The sequence below is a fragment of the Pseudooceanicola sp. LIPI14-2-Ac024 genome, assembly GCF_042188925.1.
Lineage (GTDB): Bacteria > Pseudomonadota > Alphaproteobacteria > Rhodobacterales > Rhodobacteraceae > Pseudooceanicola.
In genome coordinates this window covers 887,057-906,578 of record NZ_CP170102.1, presented here as the reverse complement: position 1 = coordinate 906,578, position 19,522 = coordinate 887,057, and the positions used below count along the sequence as shown (strand labels likewise).

General features: G+C 69.4%; 19 protein-coding genes. 11 read left to right on the top strand and 8 right to left on the bottom strand.

All coding sequences use genetic code 11. From position 1 onward, the window contains the following. The first annotated feature begins 78 nt into the window (after window positions 1–78). Window positions 79–795: an RlmE family RNA methyltransferase gene (locus tag ACE2AC_RS04375; protein WP_375690903.1), complete on the top strand. Its 717-nt coding sequence runs from the start codon at window positions 79–81 to the stop codon at window positions 793–795. Window positions 796–805: 10 nt separating this feature from the next. Here ACE2AC_RS04375 and ACE2AC_RS04370 read toward each other — a convergent pair whose 3' ends face one another. The 4 genes from ACE2AC_RS04370 to ACE2AC_RS04355 form a co-directional block, all read right to left on the bottom strand. Next, window positions 806–1,000 carry a hypothetical protein gene (locus tag ACE2AC_RS04370; protein ID WP_375690902.1) on the bottom strand — a complete coding sequence of 65 codons (195 nt, stop codon included), beginning with the start codon at window positions 998–1,000 and terminating at the stop codon, window positions 806–808. Window positions 1,001–1,098: 98 nt separating this feature from the next. Further along, window positions 1,099–1,518 (bottom strand): hypothetical protein, encoded by a 420-nt coding sequence (locus ACE2AC_RS04365; RefSeq protein WP_375690901.1) that lies wholly within the window; start codon window positions 1,516–1,518, stop codon window positions 1,099–1,101. Window positions 1,519–1,631: 113 nt separating this feature from the next. Continuing rightward, window positions 1,632–2,009 carry a response regulator gene (locus tag ACE2AC_RS04360; protein ID WP_375690900.1) on the bottom strand — a complete coding sequence of 126 codons (378 nt, stop codon included), beginning with the start codon at window positions 2,007–2,009 and terminating at the stop codon, window positions 1,632–1,634. Continuing rightward, window positions 1,969–5,505, bottom strand: a complete 3,537-nt coding sequence (locus ACE2AC_RS04355) for a CheR family methyltransferase (protein ID WP_375690899.1) — start codon at window positions 5,503–5,505, stop codon at window positions 1,969–1,971. Before ACE2AC_RS04355 ends, ACE2AC_RS04360 begins: the two co-directional genes overlap by 41 nt. Before the next feature lie 83 nt (window positions 5,506–5,588). On the opposite strand from ACE2AC_RS04355, the gene ACE2AC_RS04350 reads away from it, so the two are divergent. Beyond that, complete coding sequence (locus ACE2AC_RS04350; RefSeq protein WP_375690898.1) at window positions 5,589–5,843, top strand: PAS domain S-box protein; 255 nt, start codon at window positions 5,589–5,591, stop codon at window positions 5,841–5,843. Next, window positions 5,840–6,115: a hypothetical protein gene (locus ACE2AC_RS04345; protein WP_375690897.1), complete on the top strand. Its 276-nt coding sequence runs from the start codon at window positions 5,840–5,842 to the stop codon at window positions 6,113–6,115. The genes ACE2AC_RS04350 and ACE2AC_RS04345 overlap by 4 nt, the downstream gene beginning before the upstream one ends. 11 nt (window positions 6,116–6,126) lie before the next feature. Here ACE2AC_RS04345 and ACE2AC_RS04340 read toward each other — a convergent pair whose 3' ends face one another. From ACE2AC_RS04340 to ACE2AC_RS04330, 3 genes are all read right to left on the bottom strand, one after another. Next, window positions 6,127–6,996, bottom strand: a complete 870-nt coding sequence (locus ACE2AC_RS04340; RefSeq protein WP_375690896.1) for a metallophosphoesterase family protein — start codon at window positions 6,994–6,996, stop codon at window positions 6,127–6,129. Further along, window positions 6,993–7,961: a diacylglycerol/lipid kinase family protein gene (locus ACE2AC_RS04335; RefSeq protein ID WP_375690895.1), complete on the bottom strand. Its 969-nt coding sequence runs from the start codon at window positions 7,959–7,961 to the stop codon at window positions 6,993–6,995. Before ACE2AC_RS04335 ends, ACE2AC_RS04340 begins: the two co-directional genes overlap by 4 nt. Window positions 7,962–8,125: 164 nt before the next feature. Further along, complete coding sequence (locus ACE2AC_RS04330; protein ID WP_375690894.1) at window positions 8,126–9,385, bottom strand: PRC-barrel domain-containing protein; 1,260 nt, start codon at window positions 9,383–9,385, stop codon at window positions 8,126–8,128. 211 nt (window positions 9,386–9,596) lie between these two features. Here ACE2AC_RS04330 and pdxA point away from each other — a divergent pair, with 211 nt between their 5' ends. Both pdxA and ACE2AC_RS04320 read left to right on the top strand, forming a co-directional pair. Then, window positions 9,597–10,592 carry a 4-hydroxythreonine-4-phosphate dehydrogenase PdxA gene (gene pdxA, locus ACE2AC_RS04325; protein ID WP_375690893.1) on the top strand — a complete coding sequence of 332 codons (996 nt, stop codon included), beginning with the start codon at window positions 9,597–9,599 and terminating at the stop codon, window positions 10,590–10,592. Further along, window positions 10,592–11,302 (top strand): hypothetical protein, encoded by a 711-nt coding sequence (locus ACE2AC_RS04320; protein ID WP_375690892.1) that lies wholly within the window; start codon window positions 10,592–10,594, stop codon window positions 11,300–11,302. The genes pdxA and ACE2AC_RS04320 overlap by 1 nt, the downstream gene beginning before the upstream one ends. Before the next feature lie 79 nt (window positions 11,303–11,381). Here ACE2AC_RS04320 and ACE2AC_RS04315 read toward each other — a convergent pair whose 3' ends face one another. Next, window positions 11,382–12,863: a hypothetical protein gene (locus ACE2AC_RS04315; protein ID WP_375690891.1), complete on the bottom strand. Its 1,482-nt coding sequence runs from the start codon at window positions 12,861–12,863 to the stop codon at window positions 11,382–11,384. A 160-nt stretch (window positions 12,864–13,023) separates the two neighbouring features. Between ACE2AC_RS04315 and ACE2AC_RS04310 the strand changes: the two genes are divergently transcribed. From ACE2AC_RS04310 to ACE2AC_RS04285, 6 genes are all read left to right on the top strand, one after another. Further along, complete coding sequence (locus ACE2AC_RS04310; protein WP_375690890.1) at window positions 13,024–13,773, top strand: hypothetical protein; 750 nt, start codon at window positions 13,024–13,026, stop codon at window positions 13,771–13,773. 231 nt (window positions 13,774–14,004) lie between these two features. Further along, entirely contained in the window at window positions 14,005–16,866 is a 2,862-nt protein-coding gene (locus ACE2AC_RS04305) for a monovalent cation/H+ antiporter subunit A (RefSeq protein WP_375690889.1), read from the top strand. 1 nt (window position 16,867) lies between these two features. Next, window positions 16,868–17,227 (top strand): Na+/H+ antiporter subunit C, encoded by a 360-nt coding sequence (locus ACE2AC_RS04300; RefSeq protein WP_375690888.1) that lies wholly within the window; start codon window positions 16,868–16,870, stop codon window positions 17,225–17,227. After that, window positions 17,224–18,762: a monovalent cation/H+ antiporter subunit D gene (locus ACE2AC_RS04295; RefSeq protein WP_375690887.1), complete on the top strand. Its 1,539-nt coding sequence runs from the start codon at window positions 17,224–17,226 to the stop codon at window positions 18,760–18,762. The genes ACE2AC_RS04300 and ACE2AC_RS04295 overlap by 4 nt, the downstream gene beginning before the upstream one ends. A gap of 1 nt (window position 18,763) precedes the next feature. Further along, window positions 18,764–19,255, top strand: a complete 492-nt coding sequence (locus ACE2AC_RS04290) for a Na+/H+ antiporter subunit E (protein ID WP_375690886.1) — start codon at window positions 18,764–18,766, stop codon at window positions 19,253–19,255. Next, window positions 19,252–19,521: a K+/H+ antiporter subunit F gene (locus tag ACE2AC_RS04285; RefSeq protein WP_375690885.1), complete on the top strand. Its 270-nt coding sequence runs from the start codon at window positions 19,252–19,254 to the stop codon at window positions 19,519–19,521. The genes ACE2AC_RS04290 and ACE2AC_RS04285 overlap by 4 nt, the downstream gene beginning before the upstream one ends. The last annotated feature ends 1 nt before the right edge of the window (window position 19,522 follow it).

Here is a 19,522-nt window from a genome sequence, read left to right as displayed (position 1 = left end):
GGTGTCCGGGACGCCCCGGCGGGCTTGCCGCGCGGCGCTGTTTGAGCGAAAAGCGGGCCTGACAAAGGAGTGCCGGACGTGGCGAAGAAACCCAGCGGAAAGAACACCTCGGGGCGCGGTCAGCGCGACCTGACGGTCAAGGTCAAGACGGCGCGCGGGCGCAAGCTGTCCTCGACCCGCTGGCTGCAGCGCCAGTTGAACGACCCCTACGTGCAGCGCGCCAAGGCCGAGGGCTATCGCGGCCGCGCGGCCTTCAAGATCATGGAACTGGACGACAAGTTCCGGTTCCTCGTGCCCGGGGCGCGGGTGGTCGACCTGGGCTGCGCGCCCGGCGGCTGGATCCAGGTGGCGGTGCCCCGGATCAACGCGCTTGGCGAGAAGAGCGGCAAGGCCGTCGGCCGGATCATCGGCGTCGACCTGCAGGAGGTCGACCCGATTCCGGGGGCCGAGATCCACCAGCTCGACTTCATGGCGGACGATGCGGACGAGCAGGTGAAGGAATGGCTGGGGGGCAAGGCCGATGTCGTGATGAGCGACATGGCGGCGGCGTCCTCGGGGCACAAGCAGACCGACCACCTGCGGATCATCGCGCTCTGCGAGGCGGCGGCCTACCTGGCCTTCGACGTGCTGGACGAGGGCGGCACTTTTGTCGCCAAGGTGCTGGCGGGCGGGGCCGAGGGCGAGCTGCAGAAGCTGCTCAAGCAGAAGTTCACCAAGGTGACGAACATGAAGCCGCCGTCGTCGCGGTCGGACAGTTCCGAGAAATTCGTGGTGGCGACCGGGTTCCGGGGCTGAACCGTCGCCGTCAGCCGCGCGGGCGCCGGGGATCGGGGTCGAGCGAGGCGCGTGCCATCGCGGCAAAGGCCTCGATCGCGGCCGAGGGGGCGAGGTCCCTTTGCGGGCGTGGCACCTGGCGCCGCGACTGGGTCAGCAGCTCGAACAGCCGGCGGTGCCGGTCCGCCTGGCGGGCGGTGTCTGGGGTCGGGTGGGGCGTGTCCATCGGGGCCTCGTCGATCCGTGCGCGACCCAGCAGACACGCAGGAGGCGGCGAGAATGGCGCGCAATCAGGGCAACTCGACGAAAATCCGGTGATGCGCCTCAGCGCGCTACGCTGGCGGCGGCACCGGCCGAGGCCGTGCTGCTGACCGGCGCCATCTGTTCGCGCAGGCGTTCGCGGTCGCGCAGGGCGATGCGGCGCTGTTCCTCGACCAGGCGGGCCTCGGGCGCATCGGCATCGGCCACCGCGCAGGCGCGGTTGTAGGCGCGGATCAGGTCGGCGTCGGCGGCGACGAGGTCGCCGACCGTCGCGCCGTCGGCGTCGGGCCGGGTGCGCCGGGGCGGCATGGTTTCGCCGTACCAGCGCAGCACCGCACGCAGGGTGGCGGCGGCCCGGGCGCGGCGGGCCGAGATATCCTCGACCAGGCGCCAGTGCGCACCTGCGATCACCCCGTCACAGAGGCGCAGGTTGCGATCAAGCTCACCGATCAGGGATTTCAGGGCTGTCGTGTTCGTCGTCATGCCAGGTGCCTCGGGTCTTCTTTCATGAAGAACGCGGGGGCGCTGGCAGGTTCCGGGGGAATCTGGCAACCGGCATCGCATCGCCGTGAACCGTTGCCGTTGGGTAACGCCGGTCAGGCCCCGGCCCCGCGCGCGGCGCGTTCGAGCGCACGTTCGAGGGCGTGCGGGGTCAGCGGTTTTTCCACCACCACGACCGCGCTGTCATCAACGGGGAGGGAGTCGGCCGAGTAGCCGGTGGCAAAGACCACTGGCACGCCCGCCTCGCGCAGGCGGCGCCCGAAATCGAGCGAGGTGCGGCCGTGGCTGAGGTTGACGTCGAGCAGGGCAAGGTCGGGCCGGGTGCCGCTGAACGCGGCCTCGGCCATTTCGAGTGAGTGGCAGAGGTCTATTGCCTCGAACCCCAGGTCGCGGAGCGTATCCGACGTATCGAGCGCGATGATCGCCTCGTCCTCAAGGTACAGGATCCGCTTGCCTGAGGGGGTCCACGTCACTGTCGTAATCCACTTCCGTTGCCGTTGCCCATGGTAGTTCGATAACGAGCTCGAGCCCCTCCGGGTTCCAGTTCGCCTTGATGGTTCCGCCGAGCGTGCCCTCGATCATCGACCGCATCAGCACGGTGCCGAAGCCGCCGCCGTCGGGCGGGGTGACGGCGGGGCCGCCGGTTTCGGTCCAGCGCATCAGGAAGGTCTCTCCGTCGCCCTCGTCGAGCTTGCTCCAGCGCAACTGCACCTTGCCGCCCTCGGTCGAGAAGGCGCCGTACTTGGCCGCGTTGGTGGCCAGTTCGTGCACCGCCATGCCAAGCGCCAGCGTGGCGCGGGCGTTCAGGCGCACCGGCGGACCCTTGAGGCTGACGCGGTCGGAGCCGTAGACATCCGTGAGTTCCAGCGCCACCACGTCGTCGAGCTTGGCCGAGGTCCAGTTTTCCGCCGTCAGCAGGTTGTGCGTGTTGGCAAGCGCCCGGATCCTCTGGGCCAGCGTGTCGAGCGTGACCTTGGGATCGCCGCCCTCGCGCCGGGCGCGGTTCACCAGCGCGATGACGTTCGAGAGCATGTTCTTCACCCGGTGCTGCAGCTCGCGCATGATGCGGCGCAGGTCGGCCTGCAGGTTCATGATCTCGGTGATGTCCGTCACGTTGAAGCCGACGGCGCGGGTGTCGCCGCCGGTCGTGTTCGGCACGCTGAGGGGATAGAAATCCATCCGCCAGTACCGCTGGGTGTCGGGATCGGAGGCATCGGTGCCGCGCATGATCTGGCCGATCACCGGCTGGCCGGTGTCGAAGACGCGGCGGGCGGCCTCGATCTTGGCCTCGGCCACCTCGGGCACGATCTCCTGCATGGTGTGGCCGATGTGGTCCTCGGGCGAGACGCCGTTGATCTCGGCCAGCTGCGGGTTGGCGCGGAGATAGCGGAAGTCGCTGTCGACCACGCCCATGGCCGCGGGCGAGACTCGGTAGAACTGCTCCAGCTCCTCCATCCGCGACTGCGCCTCGGCCGAGGCGGCCTCGGCCTCCTGGGCGTAGCGGGCCAGTTCGGTCACGTCAAAGACCGAAAAGACGATGCCGCCGGAATCGCGGGACTCGGTCAGGTAGGGGGCGATGCGGATCATCACCTCGGCCTGGTTGTCGGTCGAGGGCAGCGGCAGTTCCTCGGGGAGGCCGGTCTTGATCACCTTGAGGCAGGCCTCGGACAGCTGGGTCATGTCGAGCCGGCTGCCGATGTCGCGGATGTCGCGGCCGCGGTCCTGTTCGACGAAGCGGAACCAGGCGACGGCCTCGGGGGTGAAGTTGCGCAGCTTCATCTCGCTGTCGAGGAACACGGTCGCGATCTGCGTCGATTCCATGAAGTTGGCAAGGTCGGCATTGGCGCGCGCGAGTTCGCCCAGCTTGGTCTGCAGCTCCTCGTTCGTGGTCGACAGCTCCTCGTTCGCGGATTGCAGTTCCTCGTTCATCGACATCATCTCTTCGTTGGAGCTTTTCAGCTCCTCGTTCGATGTCTCGAGTTCCTCGACCGTGGTGCGCACCGTCTGGCGGGCGTTCTCAAGTTCCTCTTCGAGCTGCGCGACGTAGGCGTCGTCGATGACGATCCGGCTGCCGTCCTCGTGGTCGCCGCTGTTGGCGCTGACCGTGGTCTCGAAGGTCACGAGGCGGGTGCCGTCCGACAGCGCCGTGGCGCCGAGGGCGAGGGTGCCGGGGAGATCGTCGCTCAGGTCCGTCACGTCGATGCGGCGGTAATCCTGGTCGCTGAGAGAAAGGCCGGTGAGGACGCGTTTCAGGGCCGAGCGCAGTTCCGGCAGCACGATGGCGCTGGCGCCGAGGGTGGCGCGGCCCTCGGAGACCTTGATGAAGCGGTCCGCGCCGGGGCCGATCTGGCGGATGTCATCCTCGGGGCCGATGATGATGTAGGGCGGCACGTGGCGGGTCAGCAGCACGTCGAGCACGGTGTCGGGCAGGTCCGGACCCATCCTGTCACGGTGCGGCGCCACCGTCCGGTCGGGGGTCAGCTGCATCGTCGGCGTCGCGCCGCGCGGCAGGTCGAGCGGGCGGGCCGGGGCACGGTCGCGCTGGTAGAGCCGGTGTTCGGCGGCCACGTCGCGGAACGGGTCGCCATCCGTCCGCGCGGTTTCGGACGAGCCGAGCATCAGCCAGCCGCCGGGACGCAGGGCATAGTGGAAGACGCGCAGGGCGGTGTCCTGCAGCCGGCCTTCGAAATAGATCAGCACGTTGCGGCAGGTGACAAGGTCGATGCGGGAGAACGGCGGATCCTTGAGCAGGTTCTGCGCCGAGAAGCGGACCATGTCGCGCAGTTCGCCGCGCACCTCGTAGCCGTCGCGCGTGGCGGTGAACCAGCGGTCCAGCATCTCGTCCGGGACCTCGGTCGCGATGGTGTTTGGGTAGCGGCCCGCCCGCGCCTCGGCCAGCGCCTCTTCGTCGATGTCGGTGCCGAAGACCGAAAGCTTGGCGTGGCAGTCGAGGCGGTCCATCTCGTGCGCGAAGATCATCGCGAGGGTGTAGGCTTCCTGCCCTGAAGAGCAGCCGGGCACCCAGACGCGGACCTCGTCGCCGGCGCCCTTGTCCTTGAGCAGCGTCGGGATCACCTTTTCGCGCAGCGCCTCGAAGCTTTCGGGGTCGCGGAAGAACGATGTCACGTTGATCAGCAGGTCGCGGAAGAGGCGGTCGGCCTCGCCCTCGTCCTGGATCAGGCGGCGCATGTAATCGGCCGGCCGTGTCAGGCCCAGCACCGACATGCGCAGGGTGATGCGGCGCAGCAGGGTGCCGGACTTGTAGCCCAGGAAGTCGTGCCCGGTGCGGAACCGAAGGGTGCGGGCGACCTTCTCGATGAACTCGCCGTCGCTTTCCACGGCGGGGGCAATGCCCGAGACGCGGGTGTGGAAGTCGCGCAGCACCGCGATGATGTCCGAGGCGGGCAGGGACATGTCGACCGCGCCGGTCGCCAGCGCCGCGCGCGGCATCCCGTCGTACTTGGCGTCCTGCGGTTCCTGCGCGAAGACGAGGCCGCCGCCCTCCTTGACCGCGCGCACGCCCTGCGCCCCGTCCGAGCCGGTGCCCGACAGGATCACGGCGGCCGCGTTCGGGCCCTGCGCGGCGGCGAGCAATTCGAGGAACCGGTCGATCGGGCGGCGCAGCCCGCGCGGCGTGTCGAATTCGGCCAGGTGCAGCGTGTCGCCGTCGATGTCGAGCGCGTAGGCCGGCGGGATCAGGTAGATGCGGCCCGGTTCGACCTTCATCCCGTCCTCGATCGGGATCACCGGCAGCCGGGTGCGGCGCGACAGCAGCTCGGGCAGCATGGATTCGTGTTCGGGATCGAGGTGCTGGACCAGCACCAGCGCGAAATCGTCATCCTGCCGGAGCGATCCGAGCAGGGTCTGGAACGCCTCGAGCCCGCCGGCCGAGGCGCCCACGCCAAGGATGACGGGCGTTCCGGTTCCGCTCGTGGTTGCGGTGGTGTCTGACGGGTCCTGGTCTTTCATCGTGCTCTTGCTGTGGTGGTCGTCTGGGCGGTTGTCCGCTGGTCGTGCCGGGCTAATCTGATCCGAGGACGAAAGGATGTGCAATGAACAACTCCCCCAACCTGGAACGGATCCGCAGCGTGTTCGAAAGATCGGGGGTGGCGCTGAGCCTGGCCGATCCGGAAGAGGCCGACTGCCCGCTCATCCTGGCAAACGCGAAATTCGAGGCGCTGACCGGCTACAGGCTGAGCGAATGCGAGGGCCGCAACTGCCGGTTCCTGCAGCCGGGGGACGGGTCGAACGACATGGCGCGGGCCGAGATCCGGGCGGCGATCCAGTCGCGGGGGAGACGCAGGTGATCCTGCGCAACCTGCGCCGCGACTGCACGGCGTTCACCAACCTGCTGTTCCTGCACCCGGTGGGGCCGGGCGGACGCTACATCCTCGGGTCCCAGTTCGAGCTGCAGGAGGACGCGATGGCCGATGTCGACGGCGCGCGGGCCCATGCCGGGGTGCTGGCGGGCGATCTGGAGCGGATCGGGTCGCTGTCGGCCCGGTTGCAGATGCAGGGCCGCCGGCACCTCGCCGATGCCGCCGCCGCGATGGTCACAGCCTGGAGCCGGCGTCTCTGACCCGTTCCGCATCAGGCAAAGGCCCCCTGTGAGGGGGCCGTCGGCGCGGTGATGGCGCCGGCGGGAATCGGGCCCTGTCCGTCCAGCGTGCGCCAGCCGGTGGGGGTGCGGCCGAAGTGACGGATGGTGCTTTCGGCAAAGGCCGCGTCGCCGGGTGATGCGATCCAGCGGGCGACGCGCAGGACCTCTCCGTCGCGGTCGATGCAGGCGAAATCGTTGGGCTCTCCGCGCTGGCGGGTCGAAAGGCCGGTGCCCGCGTGGATCTGCAGGATGTTGGCGCCGAAGGGCCGGGTCAGGAACGGTTCAGTCCGCCAGAGGTGCAGGTGCCCCGACAGGATCACGTCGGCACCGCAGTCGGCCAGGCGGTCGATCGCCTTGTCGGCCCCGCGCATCAGCCGCTTTTCGACGCCCGGCGCGTGTTCGAACGGATGGTGGGCCACCAGCACGACCAGGTCACCGGGCCGGCTGTCGCGGGCGACGGAGCAGGCCCGGCGGACATGGCGCGACCGGATGCGGCCGCGCTGCCAGCGATAGCGGTCGACGGTGTTCAGCCCGATCACCGTCATCCCGTCGAGCTGGGCGGTCGGCTTCAGGTCGCGGGCGATCCACTGGCGGTAGTTGTGGAAGGGGCGCAGCAGGCGGGTGACCGGCAGGTGCAGGGGGATGTCGTGGTTGCCGGGCACCGACAGGACCGGCGCCTCGATCCGGTCGATGAAGGCGCGGGCGGCGCGGAACTGGCTGTCGAGCGCGCGCTGCGTCAGGTCGCCCGAGATGGCGACGAGGTCCGGGCGCAGGTCATTGACCGCCGTGATCAACGGGTCGAGCAGTTCCGGCCGGTCACGGCCGAAATGCAGGTCGGACAGGTGGATCAGGCGGGTCATGCGGGGGCGGCGTCTCCGGTCTGGTGCGGGGCGAGGATGCGCAGGGCGTCGTGCCGGACCTTGAAGTGGAACGGGTCCTCGATCGTCTCTTTCTCGCCGTCGCGGGCCAGCAGGCGGCGCTTGCGGTTGGTTTCGATCAGGATGTCCTCGCCGGTGATCAGCTCGACGTCGCGGCCCGGCTTCATCCGGCGCCCGGCCAGGCGGATCGCCTGCAGGATCAGGCCGAAGCGGCCGGTGTCGGGTGCCACGTAGAGCGCGAAGCGGCCGTCGCGGACGGCGTCGGCGCCGTCGAGCTGGTAGGTGTCGAGCTGGTAGGCGCTCATCGCGACGAAGGCGAGGGCCGAGCGGCGGCGGTGCCGGGTGCCGTCGACGGTGATCTGCATCCGCAGCGGTTTCTTGAAGCTCAGGAGCGCGGTCAGCACCGACCAGTAGGCGGCGACGCGCGACCGGCCCCAGCGTTTGTAAATGCCTTCGCGCTGGTCGAGGATCGCGGGATAGGCGCCGAGGCTGGCGTTGTTGAGGAAGATGCGGCCGTTCACCTCGCCCAGGTTGACGGGGGTCGGCGTGCCGTCCTCAAGCACGCGGATCGCGCCTTCGACATCCTCGGGAATGCCGAGACCGCGGGCGAAGAAGTTGAAGGTGCCCATCGGGATGACACCCATGGTCACGTCCTCGCCCGCCAGTTCCGAGGCGACGGCGCAGATGGTGCCGTCACCGCCGGCCGCGACGATGGTGCCATAACCCTCGTCCAGCGCGGTGCGGGCCAGGGCACCGATGTCGGTGCCGTCCTTGACGTGTTCCAGCCGCGTGTCGCGGGGCAGGGCGCGCAGCCGCTCTTCCATCTCTTCGAGCGACAGCTGGCCGGCCTTGCGGCCGCTGCCGGGGTTGATGACGACAAAGATCGCGTCCGCGAGTGTTGTACGTGCGGGTGTTTCGGTGTCGAATGTGGTCAGCGGCGCGTTCATGGCGGGGTCCTGTCCCGAGGGTCCGAGGTGAACGCGGCAGGCGGGCGTTGGTTCCCGGCGGGCGGGGCGCCTGCGCGGCACCGGGCGCGATGGTCGGCGGACCCGGAACGCGGAACGGCCCGCCGCGGTATGCGGCGGGCCGATGTGTCAGCCGTGGAAGGATATTATTCCTTCTCGAACTCGGGCATTGCCTTCAGTTCGTCCTCGGCCATGGCGGTGTAGATGCGGACCTCTTCACCATCCTGCTGCTGCATGACCTGAAGGTCGCTCAGCTGCAGGGCCACCGGCTTTTCGCCGATCCCGAGGAAGCCACCCACGTCGACGATGGCGTCGGTGATCTTGCCCTGGTCGTCGACCACCAGTTCCGAGATCTCGCCCACCCACTTGTCGTTGGTGTCATAGACCCGGGCACCGGTCAGGTTCTCGGTGGTCAGGTAGTCGGGAGCGGCGGCGGCATAGCCTTCCTTGGAGAAGTCGCTCATCGCGCCCGGCTCGGTCGTGGCGTCGGCATCGGCCGCCGCGGTCGCGGTGGCGTCTGCGTTGGCCTCGGCCTCGGTCGAGGTGGTGGCCGCGGTGTCGGTGTTCGTCATCGCGTCACCGGCCGCTTCCATCTGCTCGCCGGCTGCGTCGGCGGTTTCCTCGATCTTTTCACCGGCCGCTTCGGCGGTTTCCTTGATCTCTTCACCCGCGCTGGCGGCTGCCGCAGCGGTCGCGTCGGCGGCCTGCTCCATCTTCTCGCCGGCGGCGTCGGCGGCGTTGTCGGCGGCATCAGCCGTCTCTTCCATCGCCTCGCCGGTTTCCTGGGCCGCGTTCTCGGCGGTCTGTTCGACAGCCTCGCCCGCTTCCTTCATCTCTTCACCGGCGGCATCCGCGGTCTCTTCGACCTCGGCTTCGGCGTTGTCCATCGCCTGGTCGGTGGCGGCGGCGGTCTCTTCCATCTGCGCGTCGGCGGCGGCACCGTAGGCCGGGGCGCCTTCGAGCGCTGCGCGGTCGGCGGTCAGCACCAGGAAGAAGTCGGTTTCGTCCTCGCCGGTCGAGCTGTCGGAGACGAAGTCGAGCGAGTCCATGTTCACGGCCACCTGGCGTTCGCCGATGCCGAGGAACCCGCCGATGTCGACCAGGACGGCCTGCACTTCGCCGTCGCGGTTCAGGATCACGTCGTTGATCTCGCCCACGTCTTCCCAGTTGTCCTGGGCGCCGGCATAGGCGTCTTCGGTCGCACCTTCGGCGGCGGCAAAGACCCGCATGCCGAGGAAGTCGGACGCGCGCAGCTCCGACGGGGTGCTTTCCGCGCGGAACATGTCGCCGCTCATGACCGTGCCGGATGCGGCGGCGTCGGCGTTGGCATTGGTCTCGGCGGATTGCGCAAATGCGCCGGTCGCGGTCGCGGTGACAAGCGCGGTCGTCAGCAGCAGATGTTTCATCGTTCTTCTCCTCATGTCGTGCGGCGGCTTCCACCGCCTCTATGGCCTTCGAACGTCACTTTCGGGGCGTTGGTTCCGGGATCGGGGCCGGGAATATTTTTGCGTCGTGCGGGAACCAAACCGGGGTTTTCGTATCGGGAAAGGGCCGCGGGGGTGCTTTCGCCCGATGCTGCAGCGCGGTAACGTGCGCCCAGGCGACGCAGGAGTTCCCATGACCCTTCCACTGGCTGTCACCCTTGGCGATCCCGCAGGGATCGGTCCGGAAATCGCTGTGCGCGCGGTGCTGGGGGCGCCCGACGCGGTGCTGATCGGCCAACCCGCGGCCGTGCACCGCGCGGTGTCGCTGGTCGCGCCGGGGACAGGGGTGCAGGTGGTGAGCGATCCCGCCGCCCCCGCGGCCGCAGGCAGCCTGCGGGTTATCCCGGTCTGCGCCGAGGAACCGGTGGCCGAGTATGGCATCGTCAGCGCCGACGCGGGCCGCGCGGCGGCCGAGGCGATTCTGGCGGGCATCCGGCTGGCGCGCGCGGGCGAGGTCGGCGGCATCGTCACCGCGCCGATCCACAAGGAGGCGCTGGCCGCGGCGGGCGTCCCGTTCCCCGGCCATACCGAGATGCTGGCCCATCACGGCGGTGCGGACCGGGTTGCCATGATGCTGGCCAACGACGTGCTGCGGGTGGTGCTGGTGACGATCCACGTCGCCCTGCGCGACGCGATCGAACAGGCGGATGCCGCGGCGCAGATGTCGGCGATCCGGCTGGCGGACGAGGGCGCGCGCGCCTTCGGCGTGGCGCGGCCGCGCGTGGCGGTCGCGGGCCTGAACCCGCATGCCGGCGAGGGCGGGCTGTTCGGGCGCGAGGAGATCGAGGTCATCGCCCCCGCCATCGCCGCCGCCCGGGCCGAGGGGATCGACGCGAGCGGCCCCTGGCCGGGCGACACGGTCTTCATGCAGGCGCGCGAGGGCAGGTTCGACGTGGTGGTGGCGCAGTACCACGACCAGGGGCTGATCCCGATCAAGTACATGGGGCTCGAGAAGGGCGTGAACGTGACGCTGGGCATGCCTTTCGTGCGCACCTCGCCCGATCACGGCACCGCCTTCGACATTGCCGGGCGCGGCATCGCCTCGCCCGAGAGCATGGAGACGGCGCTGGTCATGGCGCGGCGGCTGGTGGCGGCGCGGCGGCAGGCAGCGGAGGCCGGGACCGGCTGATGGCCTTTATCTTCATGCTCACCCGCAACGACCGCACGGTCGAGGAGGCCGAGGCGCACGTCGACGTCGCGCTGGCGGCCGGGGTGGCGCATGTCGGCTTCAAGGACGTGGGCCTGCCCGAGGCGCGGCTGCGGGGCCTGCGCGACCGGATCAAGGCGGCGGGCGCGACCTGCTACCTCGAGGTGGTGTCGGAGGACCGCGAGAGCGAGATCGCCTCGGCCCGGGCGGCGGCGCGGATCGGGGTGGACGTGCTGCTCGGCGGCACGCGCGCGACGGAGGTGGTGCCGGCGATCGCGGGATCGGGTCTTCGCTACATGCCGTTTCCGGGCCGGGTGGAGGGCATCCCCTCGGTCCTGCACGGCCCGGCGGAGGCGATCGTCGCCTCGGCGGCGGAGCTGGCCGCGCTGGATGGCGTGCACGGGCTGGACCTGCTGGCCTGGCGGTTCAGCGGCGATGTCGAGGCGCTGATCGCGCGGGTGGCGGGGGTGACCGACAAGCCGGTCGTCGTCGCGGGATCGGTGGTGCGCCCGGCGCAGATCGCGGCGCTGCGGTCGGCCGGGGCCTGGGGGTTCACCATCGGGACGGCGGCGCTGGACGGGGTGTTCCCGGCGCAGGCGCCGGGGCTCGAGGGGCAGCTGGCGGCGATCCGGGCGGCGGAGGCGGCGGCCGGGTTCCCGGCGGGCGGGCTGCCGGGGCTGTCCTACGAGTGAGGGCACGGGCCGGGCCGGGGGCCCGCCCCGCGCCGTGCCTCCGGCGGGAGTTTTTCTGGCAAGATGAAGACGGCGTCGGTCAGAGCCGGAAGCGGCGGCGGTCGTCTTCGAGGGTGATCGTGCCGGGCTGGCCCACGGGGTCGAGGCTGCCGTCGGTGAGGGCGGCGATCAGGGCGGTGTCGGTCGGCGGCACCTCGGCCAGGGTGCGGGCGCCCTGCGGCGTGCGGGCGACGACGACGCCGCGGGTCGGTCGCGCGTCGCGGTCGTAGAACACCGTCCAGCTTTCCACCGTGACCGGGCCCGCGTGGTCTTCGTCGAGGGCGGGGGCGTCGGCGCGGGTGGCGTCGGCCGCGGCCTGCACGTCGGGGTCGAGGGGGAGGGTCACGTCGAGCGGCGCGCCCGACAGGACGATGGCGTGGTTCGTGGTGACGATGCCGCCGTTGGCATAGAGCAGGCCCCGGGCATCGGTGCCGCGCAGCAGGTCGGTCATGCAGGCCACCGCGTGGGACATGTAGTTCGCCACCGGCGCACCGCCGAAGGTCAGACCGCCGAAGACCGAGGCCGGGCGGTCGGCGGGCCAGCCGAGGATGCGGCGGGCGAGCTTCGGGACGACCGGGAAGCAGGAATAGAGCTCGACATGCGCGAGGTCCGAGGTGGCGAGGCCGTTGCGGGCGAGCGTGGCGGTCAGCACGGCGGCCATCGAGGGCGAGGCGGTGAAGTTCGGGCGCGAGAGGAGTTCATAGGGCTCGTCCGCCCCGGCACCCGCGCCGACAAAGACGAGGCGGTCGTCGGGGATGCCGCGGCGCCGCGCCTCGGCCAGCGAGGTGACGAGGAAGCCCGCGCCCTGGTTCACCGAGGCATTGGCGACCATCAGCTTGGTATAGGGATGCGCGATCGGGCGGTTCGCGGGCGAGGGGGTGGTGATCTCTTCGGCCGTGGCGCCATTGCGCAGCCAGGCGCTGTCGGTCGCGGCGGCGGTGGCGGCGAGGCGGGACCAGATCGCGCCGGTCTCTTGCTGGCCCTCGGCCAGGGTCTGGCCCCAGGCGTGGCGGCAGGCGTTTTCGTAGAGCGGGTACATGTCGGTCGGCGCGACCAGTCCGAAGGCGCGGCGATAGGGGTTGATCTTGCGCTTGGGCGAGCCGCGCAGGATGTCGCCGGGGCGCTTGCCCTCTGCCGCGGCGCGTTTGGCGGCGGTGCGCAGCGCCTCGGCGCCGACCACGGCGCAGACCGTCGCCTCTCCGCCCGCGATGCGGTTGGCGGCCTGGTTCAGCAGGCGGATCGGGCTGTCGCCGTGGGGCATGGCGGTGGTTTCGGCCCGTGCGGGCGTGGCGCCGAGGCGGGCGGCGAGCGCGGGCGCGATCCCGGTCAGTTCGGGGCAGGAGATCTGGTCGACGGTCGACAGCGTGTCGAGCGCGGTGAGCCAGCCGCCGCCGGCATCGGCATCGGCGCGGTGCAGGGCGGCCTCCATCAGGCCGAGGCTGTCGAGACCGTCCGCCGGATCCGCGGGGCGGTCGTTGATCTGGCCGGTGCCGACGATGACGGGCGTGCGCGCGGCGTCCATGGGTGTCCTCCTCTGATGCCCGGCGACTGAACAGGGACGCAACGGAACTGGCAAGCGCGGACCGCTTGCCCGCCACATGGGGAGCGGCGGGATTGACGCGCGCGCCGGGGCGGCCCATTTGTAACGATCTTGCAAAGGAAATGTAACGGACGGCCCTGCCATGAGCCTGCTGAGCCCACAGGACATCCACCGGCTGCGCGGCGTGATCGCCGCCGCGGACGAAGAGGCGCGCATCCAGCGGGTGACGCTGGACGGGGCGGTCTACTGGGTGAAGCGCGAGGAGAAGCTGTCGCTGCGTTGGCGGTTGCAGAAGGGCGACGGGGCGCGGGCGCTGGAACGCGAGCGCACCGCCTATCACGAGCTGGGCGGGCGCGAACTGCCGATCGCGGAGCTGGTCGACGAGGGGCCGGATTACCTGGTCACCCGGAGCGCAGGGGCGCCGCTGTCGGTGCTGCTGGCCGATCCGGACACGGACGCGGCAGCGAAATCGACGATGCTGGTTGCCGCGGCCGAGGCATTGCACCGGCTGCATGCGGTCGGGGTGGCCCATGGCCGGCCCAGCCCGCGCGACATGATGTGGGACGGGGCGCAGGTGACCTTCATCGACTTCGAACGCTTCGGCAAGACGCGCAACCTGGGCCGGGCCAGGGCGGTGGACGTGATCCTTTTTGCCTTTGGCTGTCTCGACATCCTCGGCGCACCGGATCCCGCGATCGACGCGGGGCTGGCACGCTACCGCGCGCTGGACACCGGGGGCGCCTGGGACCGGGCGGTGCGGCTGCTGTCGCGGCTGCGCTGGATCGCGCCGCTGGCGCTGCGGATCCCCGGGCTGCGCGACGGGCGCGACATCCGCACCGGCGCGATGGTGTTCGACGCCATCCTGCGGGACGGGGCGGCACGGGCCGCCTGATCCGGGCCGGCGGGCCTGCGACGATCTGCGCCTTTGCCTTTCACGCAAGCGTGAGATCCGCGTGATCGCCCAGTGTGCATTGACGCTGCGCGGTGTCCGGCGCGGTCCGGCGGCGGCCGCCGTCCGATTTCCGTCGGAAATCGAACCCGAAAAGCGCCCCTGACGCTTGCCCGCGACCCCCGGGCTGATATGAACGGTATCCAACGCACGAGACCCATAGAAGGCGAGGCAATGGACGACGGGGGAAATCTGCTGATAGTCATCGCGCTGCTGCCGTTCATCGGCGCGCTTGTCCCGGGGGTGATGATCCGGGCCGGGCGCAATGCCTGCGCGAGTTTCACCGCCGTCCCGACGGTGCTGGCGCTGGTGCTGCTGATGGTGCACGCACCGGCCGTGATGTCGGGCGAGGTCATCCAGACACGGATCGCCTGGCTGCCGCAGCTGGGGCTCGAGGCGACGTTCTTCCTCGACGGGCTGGGGTTCCTCTTTGCCTGCATGATCCTGGGCGTCGGCCTGCTGATCATCCTCTACGCGCGGTTCTACCTGTCGGGCGACGACCCGATGGGGCAGTTCTATACCTTCCTGCTGCTGTTCCAGGGCGCGATGCTGGGCATCGTGCTGTCCGACAACATCCTGCTCCTGCTGATCTTCTGGGAGCTGACGTCGTTGTCGTCCTTCCTGCTGATCGGATACTGGAAGCATCTGCCCGAGGGCCGGCAGGGCGCCAAGATGGCGCTGACCGTGACCGGCGCGGGCGGGCTGGCGATGATCGCGGGGATGCTGATCCTCGGCAACATCGTGGGCAGCTATAACCTGACCGACATCCTAGAACAGGGTGAGCTGATCCGGGCCTCGGACTGGTACCTGCCCGCGCTGATCCTGATCCTGCTGGGTGCCTTCACCAAGTCGGCGCAGTTCCCGTTCCACTTCTGGCTGCCGCACGCGATGGCCGCGCCGACGCCGGTGTCGGCCTACCTGCATTCGGCCACCATGGTGAAGGCGGGCATCTTCCTGATGGCGCGGATGTGGCCGGCGCTGGCGGGTACGGACGCCTGGTTCTACATCGTGTCGACCGCGGGACTTATCACAATGGTGATGGGCGCTTGCATCGCGCTCTTCAAGGATGACCTGAAGGCGCTGCTGGCGTTCTCGACGGTCAGCCACCTGGGGCTCCTGACGATGCTCCTGGGCTTTGGCACCGAGGCGGCGGCGATCGCGGCGGTGTTCCACATCATCAACCACCTGACCTTCAAGGCCGCGCTCTTCATGACGGCGGGCATCATCGATCACGAGGCGCACACCCGCGACATCCGCCGCCTGGGCGGGCTCAGGACGCTGATGCCGGTGACCTTCGTTATCGGGACCGTTGCCGCGCTGTCGATGGCGGGCGTACCGCTGACCAACGGGTTCCTGTCGAAGGAGCTGATGCTGGAAGAGGCCTCGCACACGGCATGGGCCGGGCGCGACTGGCTGGTGCCGGTCTTCGCGACGCTCGGCGCCCTGCTGTCGGTGGCCTATTCGTTCCGCTTCATCGCCCATGTCTTCCTGGGGCCGGTGCGCGACGACTATCCGTCCAAGCCGCATGACCCGGGCTTTGGCATGTGGGCCTCGCCCGGGTTCCTGGTGGTGCTGGTGGTGCTGATCGGGCTTTTCCCGGTGGTGGCCGAGCCGATCGTGAACGTCGCGGCCAGCGCCGTGACCGGGCACGAGACGCACGCCCACCTGGCGATCTGGCACGGCTTCACCCCGGCGCTCTACATGTCGATGATCGCGCTTATCGGCGGTACGATCCTGCTGGCGCTCTACGCGCCGCTCGACCGCGGCTGGCTGGCGCTGCCGCGCCCCGAGGCCAAGGCGATCTTTGACCGGGTGGTCGAGGGCATCGCAGGCGCGGCGCGCTGGATCACCGAGGCGACGCACAACGGCGCGATCAGCCGCTACCTGGCGATCTTCGTTTTTGCCACCGTCCTTCTGGGCTACGCGGCCTGGAGCGGCGGCGGCATGGCGCCGGTCACCCGGCCGCTGCTGCCGATCCCGCCGGTCGCGGCCATCGGCTGGCTGCTGCTGACGGTGGGTGCGCTATCGGTCACGCTGATGCACCGGCAGCGGTTCCGGGCGCTGATCGTGATCGGCATCATCGGGCTGATGATCTCGTCCGCCTTCGTCTACCTCTCGGCGCCGGACCTCGCGCTCACCCAGATCTCGGTCGAGACGGTGACGATCATGCTGCTGCTGCTGGCGCTGCACTACATGCCCAAGGACACGCCCGCCGAGAGCAGCGTGATGCGGCGGGCACGGGACGCGGTGATCGCCATCGGCGCGGGTGCGGGCGTGGGGCTGCTGTCCTTTGCCTTCATGCGGCGCGACGTCGACACGATCTCGGACTACTTCCTGGCCAATTCCTACAAGGAGGGCGGCGGGACCAACGTGGTCAACGTGATCCTCGTCGACTTCCGCGGCTACGACACCTACGGCGAGATCATCGTGCTGGGGATCGCGGGCCTGATCATCTATGCGCTGATGGAGGCGCTGCTGTCCGGTCCCGCCGGCCGCCGCCTGCGCAACACCGATTTCAGCGAGGACCGGTCGCGCGACCGGCACCCGCTGATGATGGTGGTCAGCACGCGGATCATGCTGCCGATCATCGTCATGGTGGGGGTCTTCATCTTCCTGCGCGGGCACAACCAGCCGGGCGGCGGGTTCGTCGCCGGCCTGGTCATCGCCATCGGCCTGCTGACCCAGTACATGGCCAGCGGTTTCGCCTGGACCCAGGCGCGGCAGCGGTTCGAATACCATGCGATGATCGGCTTCGGCGTGGTGATCGCGGGCCTGACCGGCTGTGCCGCGTGGCTCTGGGGGCTGCCGTTCCTGACCTCGCACTTCGGCTATGTCCACTGGCCGCCGATCGAGGAGTTCGAACTGGCCTCGGCCATGGCATTCGACCTGGGCGTGTTCCTGACCGTCCTCGGCGCCGTGATGCTGATGCTCTACAGCCTGTCGCGCATCGCGCGCTACGCGGGTGAGACGGTGAACACCGAACCGATGGACTATGACCCATCCGACAGGGTCCGCCAGATCAGGGAGGAGAGCTGACATGGAAATCGTCATTGCAAGCTCGATCGCCGTCCTGACGGCGGGCGGGGTCTACCTGATCCTGCGACTGCGCGCCTTCGCGGTGATCCTGGGGCTGGCGCTGCTGTCCTATGCGGTGAACGTGTTCATCTTTGCCTCGGGCGGGCTGCGGGTGAACCAGCCGCCGATCCTGTCCAAGTACGGCGACGCCATGTACACAGATCCGCTGCCGCAGGCGCTGGTGCTGACGGCCATCGTGATCTCGTTCGGGATGACGGCCGTGCTGGTGATGGTGTCGCTGGGCGCCTACCTCGAAGCGGGGCATGACAGGATCGACATCGATGCCGACGAGGCCGAAGGCGGGGAGGGCGCGGCCCAATGAGCAACTGGATCATTGCCCCGGTCGTGCTGCCGGCGCTGCTGGCGCCGCTGATCGGCTATGTCATGCGCCACGACATCGTGCTGGCGCGGGCGGCCTCGATCACCGGGACCTTCCTGCTGGCGCTGATCGCCACCGGGCTGCTGATGGCGGCCTCGGGCGGAGAGACCTTCGTCTACTACCTCGGTGACTGGCCGGCGCCCTTCGGCATCGTGCTGGTGCTGGACCGGCTGTCGGCGCTGATGGTGTTCCTGACCTCGATCCTCGCGCTGATCGTGCTGGTGCACGCGGTGGCGACCGGGTGGGACAACCGCGGCCGGCATTTCCACGCGCTCTTCATGTTCCAGCTGATGGGCATCTGCGGCGCGTTCCTGACCGGCGACATCTTCAACCTCTTCGTCTTTTTCGAGGTTCTGCTGATCGCCTCGTACGGGCTGATGATCCATGCGGGCGGCAAGGCGCGGATGCAGGCGGGCCTGCAGTACGTGGTGATGAACCTCGCCGGGTCGACCCTTTTCCTGTTTGCGCTCGGCACGCTCTATTCCTCGGTCGGGACGCTGAACATCGCCGACCTCGCGCAACGCATGACCGAGATCCCGCCGGACGAGGCCGGGCTGGTCCGCGTGGCGACGATGCTGCTGATGATCGTCTTCGCGGTGAAGGCGGCGATGTTCCCGGTGCAGTTCTGGCTGCCGGGCACCTACGCCAACGCGCCCGCACCGGTCGCGGCGCTTTTTGCGATCATGACCAAGGTGGGCGCCTACGCGATCATCCGGGTCCACACGATGGTGTTCGGCCCCGACATCGCGGCGACCGACGGGGTGACCGGCGCATGGCTCTTCCCGGCGGCGATCGTGACCATTGCCATCGGCGCGCTCGGCGTGCTGGGGGCGCGGAGGCTGATGCCGCTGATCGCGTTCTCGGTCCTGGGCTCGATGGGCACGCTGATGATCGCGGTGGCGGCCTTCACACCCGAAGCGACGACCGCGGCGCTCTACTACCTGGTGCATTCGACCTTTGCGGCGGCCGCGCTGTTCCTGATCGCCGACCTCGTGGTGTCGCGCAGGGGCGGTGACGGCCTGACGGCGATGCCGGCGACTGTGCAGAACGGGCTCTTCGCGGCGCTCTTTTTCGGCGCGGCGATCGGCATGGCCGGGATGCCGCCGCTGAGCGGGTTCCTGGGCAAGCTGCTGGTCCTCGACAGCCTGCGCCAGCCGCACGTGATGACCTGGGCCTGGGGTGCGGTCCTGATCGGGTCGCTCTTCACCATCGTGGGCTTCGCCCGTGCGGGCAGCCTGCTGTTCTGGAAATCAACCGCGCTGCCGATGCCGGTGCCCGCCGAGGGCGAAGAGGCCCCGGTGCTGCCGCTGGCCGCGCGCCCGCTCGAGGTCGCCCCGGCGATGGCGGCGGTGCTGCTGCTGGGGATGCTGGCGCTCTTTGCCGGGCCGGTGGCGAACTACCTCGAGGCGACGGCAGGCCAGCTCTACGACCGTGACGGCTATGTCGGCGCGGTGCTGGGCACGGAAGAGGAGGGTTGAGATGCTGAAACGCCTGATACCGCACCCGCTGCTCAGCCTGACGCTGATCCTCGTCTGGCTGATGCTGGTGAACCACGTGTCGCTGGGCAACCTGCTGCTCGGCGCGATCCTCGGGATCTGCGTGCCGGCGCTGACCGGGCCCTACTGGCCGAACCAGCCCAGCATCGGCCGGCCGTTGAAGATCATCGAGTACACGCTCGTCGTGCTCTGGGACATCCTGGTTGCCAACGTTCAGGTGGCGATGATCATCCTCTTCAAGCGCAACGGCGACCTCCGGTCGCACTGGATCGTCGTCCCGCTCGAACTGACCTCGCCCGAGGCGATCACGGTTCTGGCCGGCACGATCACGATGACGCCGGGCACCGTGTCGGCGATGCTGACCGCGGATGCGAGCGCCATCCTCGTGCATTGCCTGCACACCGACGACCCGGACAGCGTGCGCGATGACATCAAGGCCCGGTACGAGGGACGGCTGAAGGAGATTTTCCAATGATTTCCATCGCACTCCTGTTCGCGATGGCCTGCTTCGGGCTGGGCCTGCTGATGAACCTCTGGCGCATCGCGCGCGGCCCGACCTCGGCCGACCGGATCCTGGCGCTGGACACCATGGTGATCAACGTGATCGCGCTGCTGGTGCTCTTTGGCCTGCGCCACGGGACGGGCATGTACTACGAGGCGGCGATGATGGTGGCGATGGTGGGCTTCGTGTCGACGGTCGCCTACTGCCGCTTTGTGCTGCGCGGCGACATCATCGAGTAGG

What these genes read in the sequence shown, in the direction of transcription:
- ACE2AC_RS04370 (WP_375690902.1), bottom strand. Translation starts at nt 1,000, where the DNA reads ATGGACACGCCCCACCCGACCCCAGACACCGCCCGCCAGGCGGACCGG.
- ACE2AC_RS04365 (WP_375690901.1), bottom strand. Translation starts at nt 1,518, where the DNA reads ATGACGACGAACACGACAGCCCTGAAATCCCTGATCGGTGAGCTTGAT.
- ACE2AC_RS04355 (WP_375690899.1), bottom strand. Translation starts at nt 5,505, where the DNA reads ATGAAAGACCAGGACCCGTCAGACACCACCGCAACCACGAGCGGAACC.
- ACE2AC_RS04350 (WP_375690898.1), top strand. Translation starts at nt 5,589, where the DNA reads ATGAACAACTCCCCCAACCTGGAACGGATCCGCAGCGTGTTCGAAAGA.
- ACE2AC_RS04340 (WP_375690896.1), bottom strand. Translation starts at nt 6,996, where the DNA reads ATGACCCGCCTGATCCACCTGTCCGACCTGCATTTCGGCCGTGACCGG.
- ACE2AC_RS04335 (WP_375690895.1), bottom strand. Translation starts at nt 7,961, where the DNA reads ATGAACGCGCCGCTGACCACATTCGACACCGAAACACCCGCACGTACA.
- ACE2AC_RS04330 (WP_375690894.1), bottom strand. Translation starts at nt 9,385, where the DNA reads ATGAAACATCTGCTGCTGACGACCGCGCTTGTCACCGCGACCGCGACC.
- pdxA (WP_375690893.1), top strand. Translation starts at nt 9,597, where the DNA reads ATGACCCTTCCACTGGCTGTCACCCTTGGCGATCCCGCAGGGATCGGT.
- ACE2AC_RS04320 (WP_375690892.1), top strand. Translation starts at nt 10,592, where the DNA reads ATGGCCTTTATCTTCATGCTCACCCGCAACGACCGCACGGTCGAGGAG.
- ACE2AC_RS04315 (WP_375690891.1), bottom strand. Translation starts at nt 12,863, where the DNA reads ATGGACGCCGCGCGCACGCCCGTCATCGTCGGCACCGGCCAGATCAAC.
- ACE2AC_RS04310 (WP_375690890.1), top strand. Translation starts at nt 13,024, where the DNA reads ATGAGCCTGCTGAGCCCACAGGACATCCACCGGCTGCGCGGCGTGATC.
- ACE2AC_RS04305 (WP_375690889.1), top strand. Translation starts at nt 14,005, where the DNA reads ATGGACGACGGGGGAAATCTGCTGATAGTCATCGCGCTGCTGCCGTTC.
- ACE2AC_RS04300 (WP_375690888.1), top strand. Translation starts at nt 16,868, where the DNA reads ATGGAAATCGTCATTGCAAGCTCGATCGCCGTCCTGACGGCGGGCGGG.
- ACE2AC_RS04295 (WP_375690887.1), top strand. Translation starts at nt 17,224, where the DNA reads ATGAGCAACTGGATCATTGCCCCGGTCGTGCTGCCGGCGCTGCTGGCG.
- ACE2AC_RS04290 (WP_375690886.1), top strand. Translation starts at nt 18,764, where the DNA reads ATGCTGAAACGCCTGATACCGCACCCGCTGCTCAGCCTGACGCTGATC.
- ACE2AC_RS04285 (WP_375690885.1), top strand. Translation starts at nt 19,252, where the DNA reads ATGATTTCCATCGCACTCCTGTTCGCGATGGCCTGCTTCGGGCTGGGC.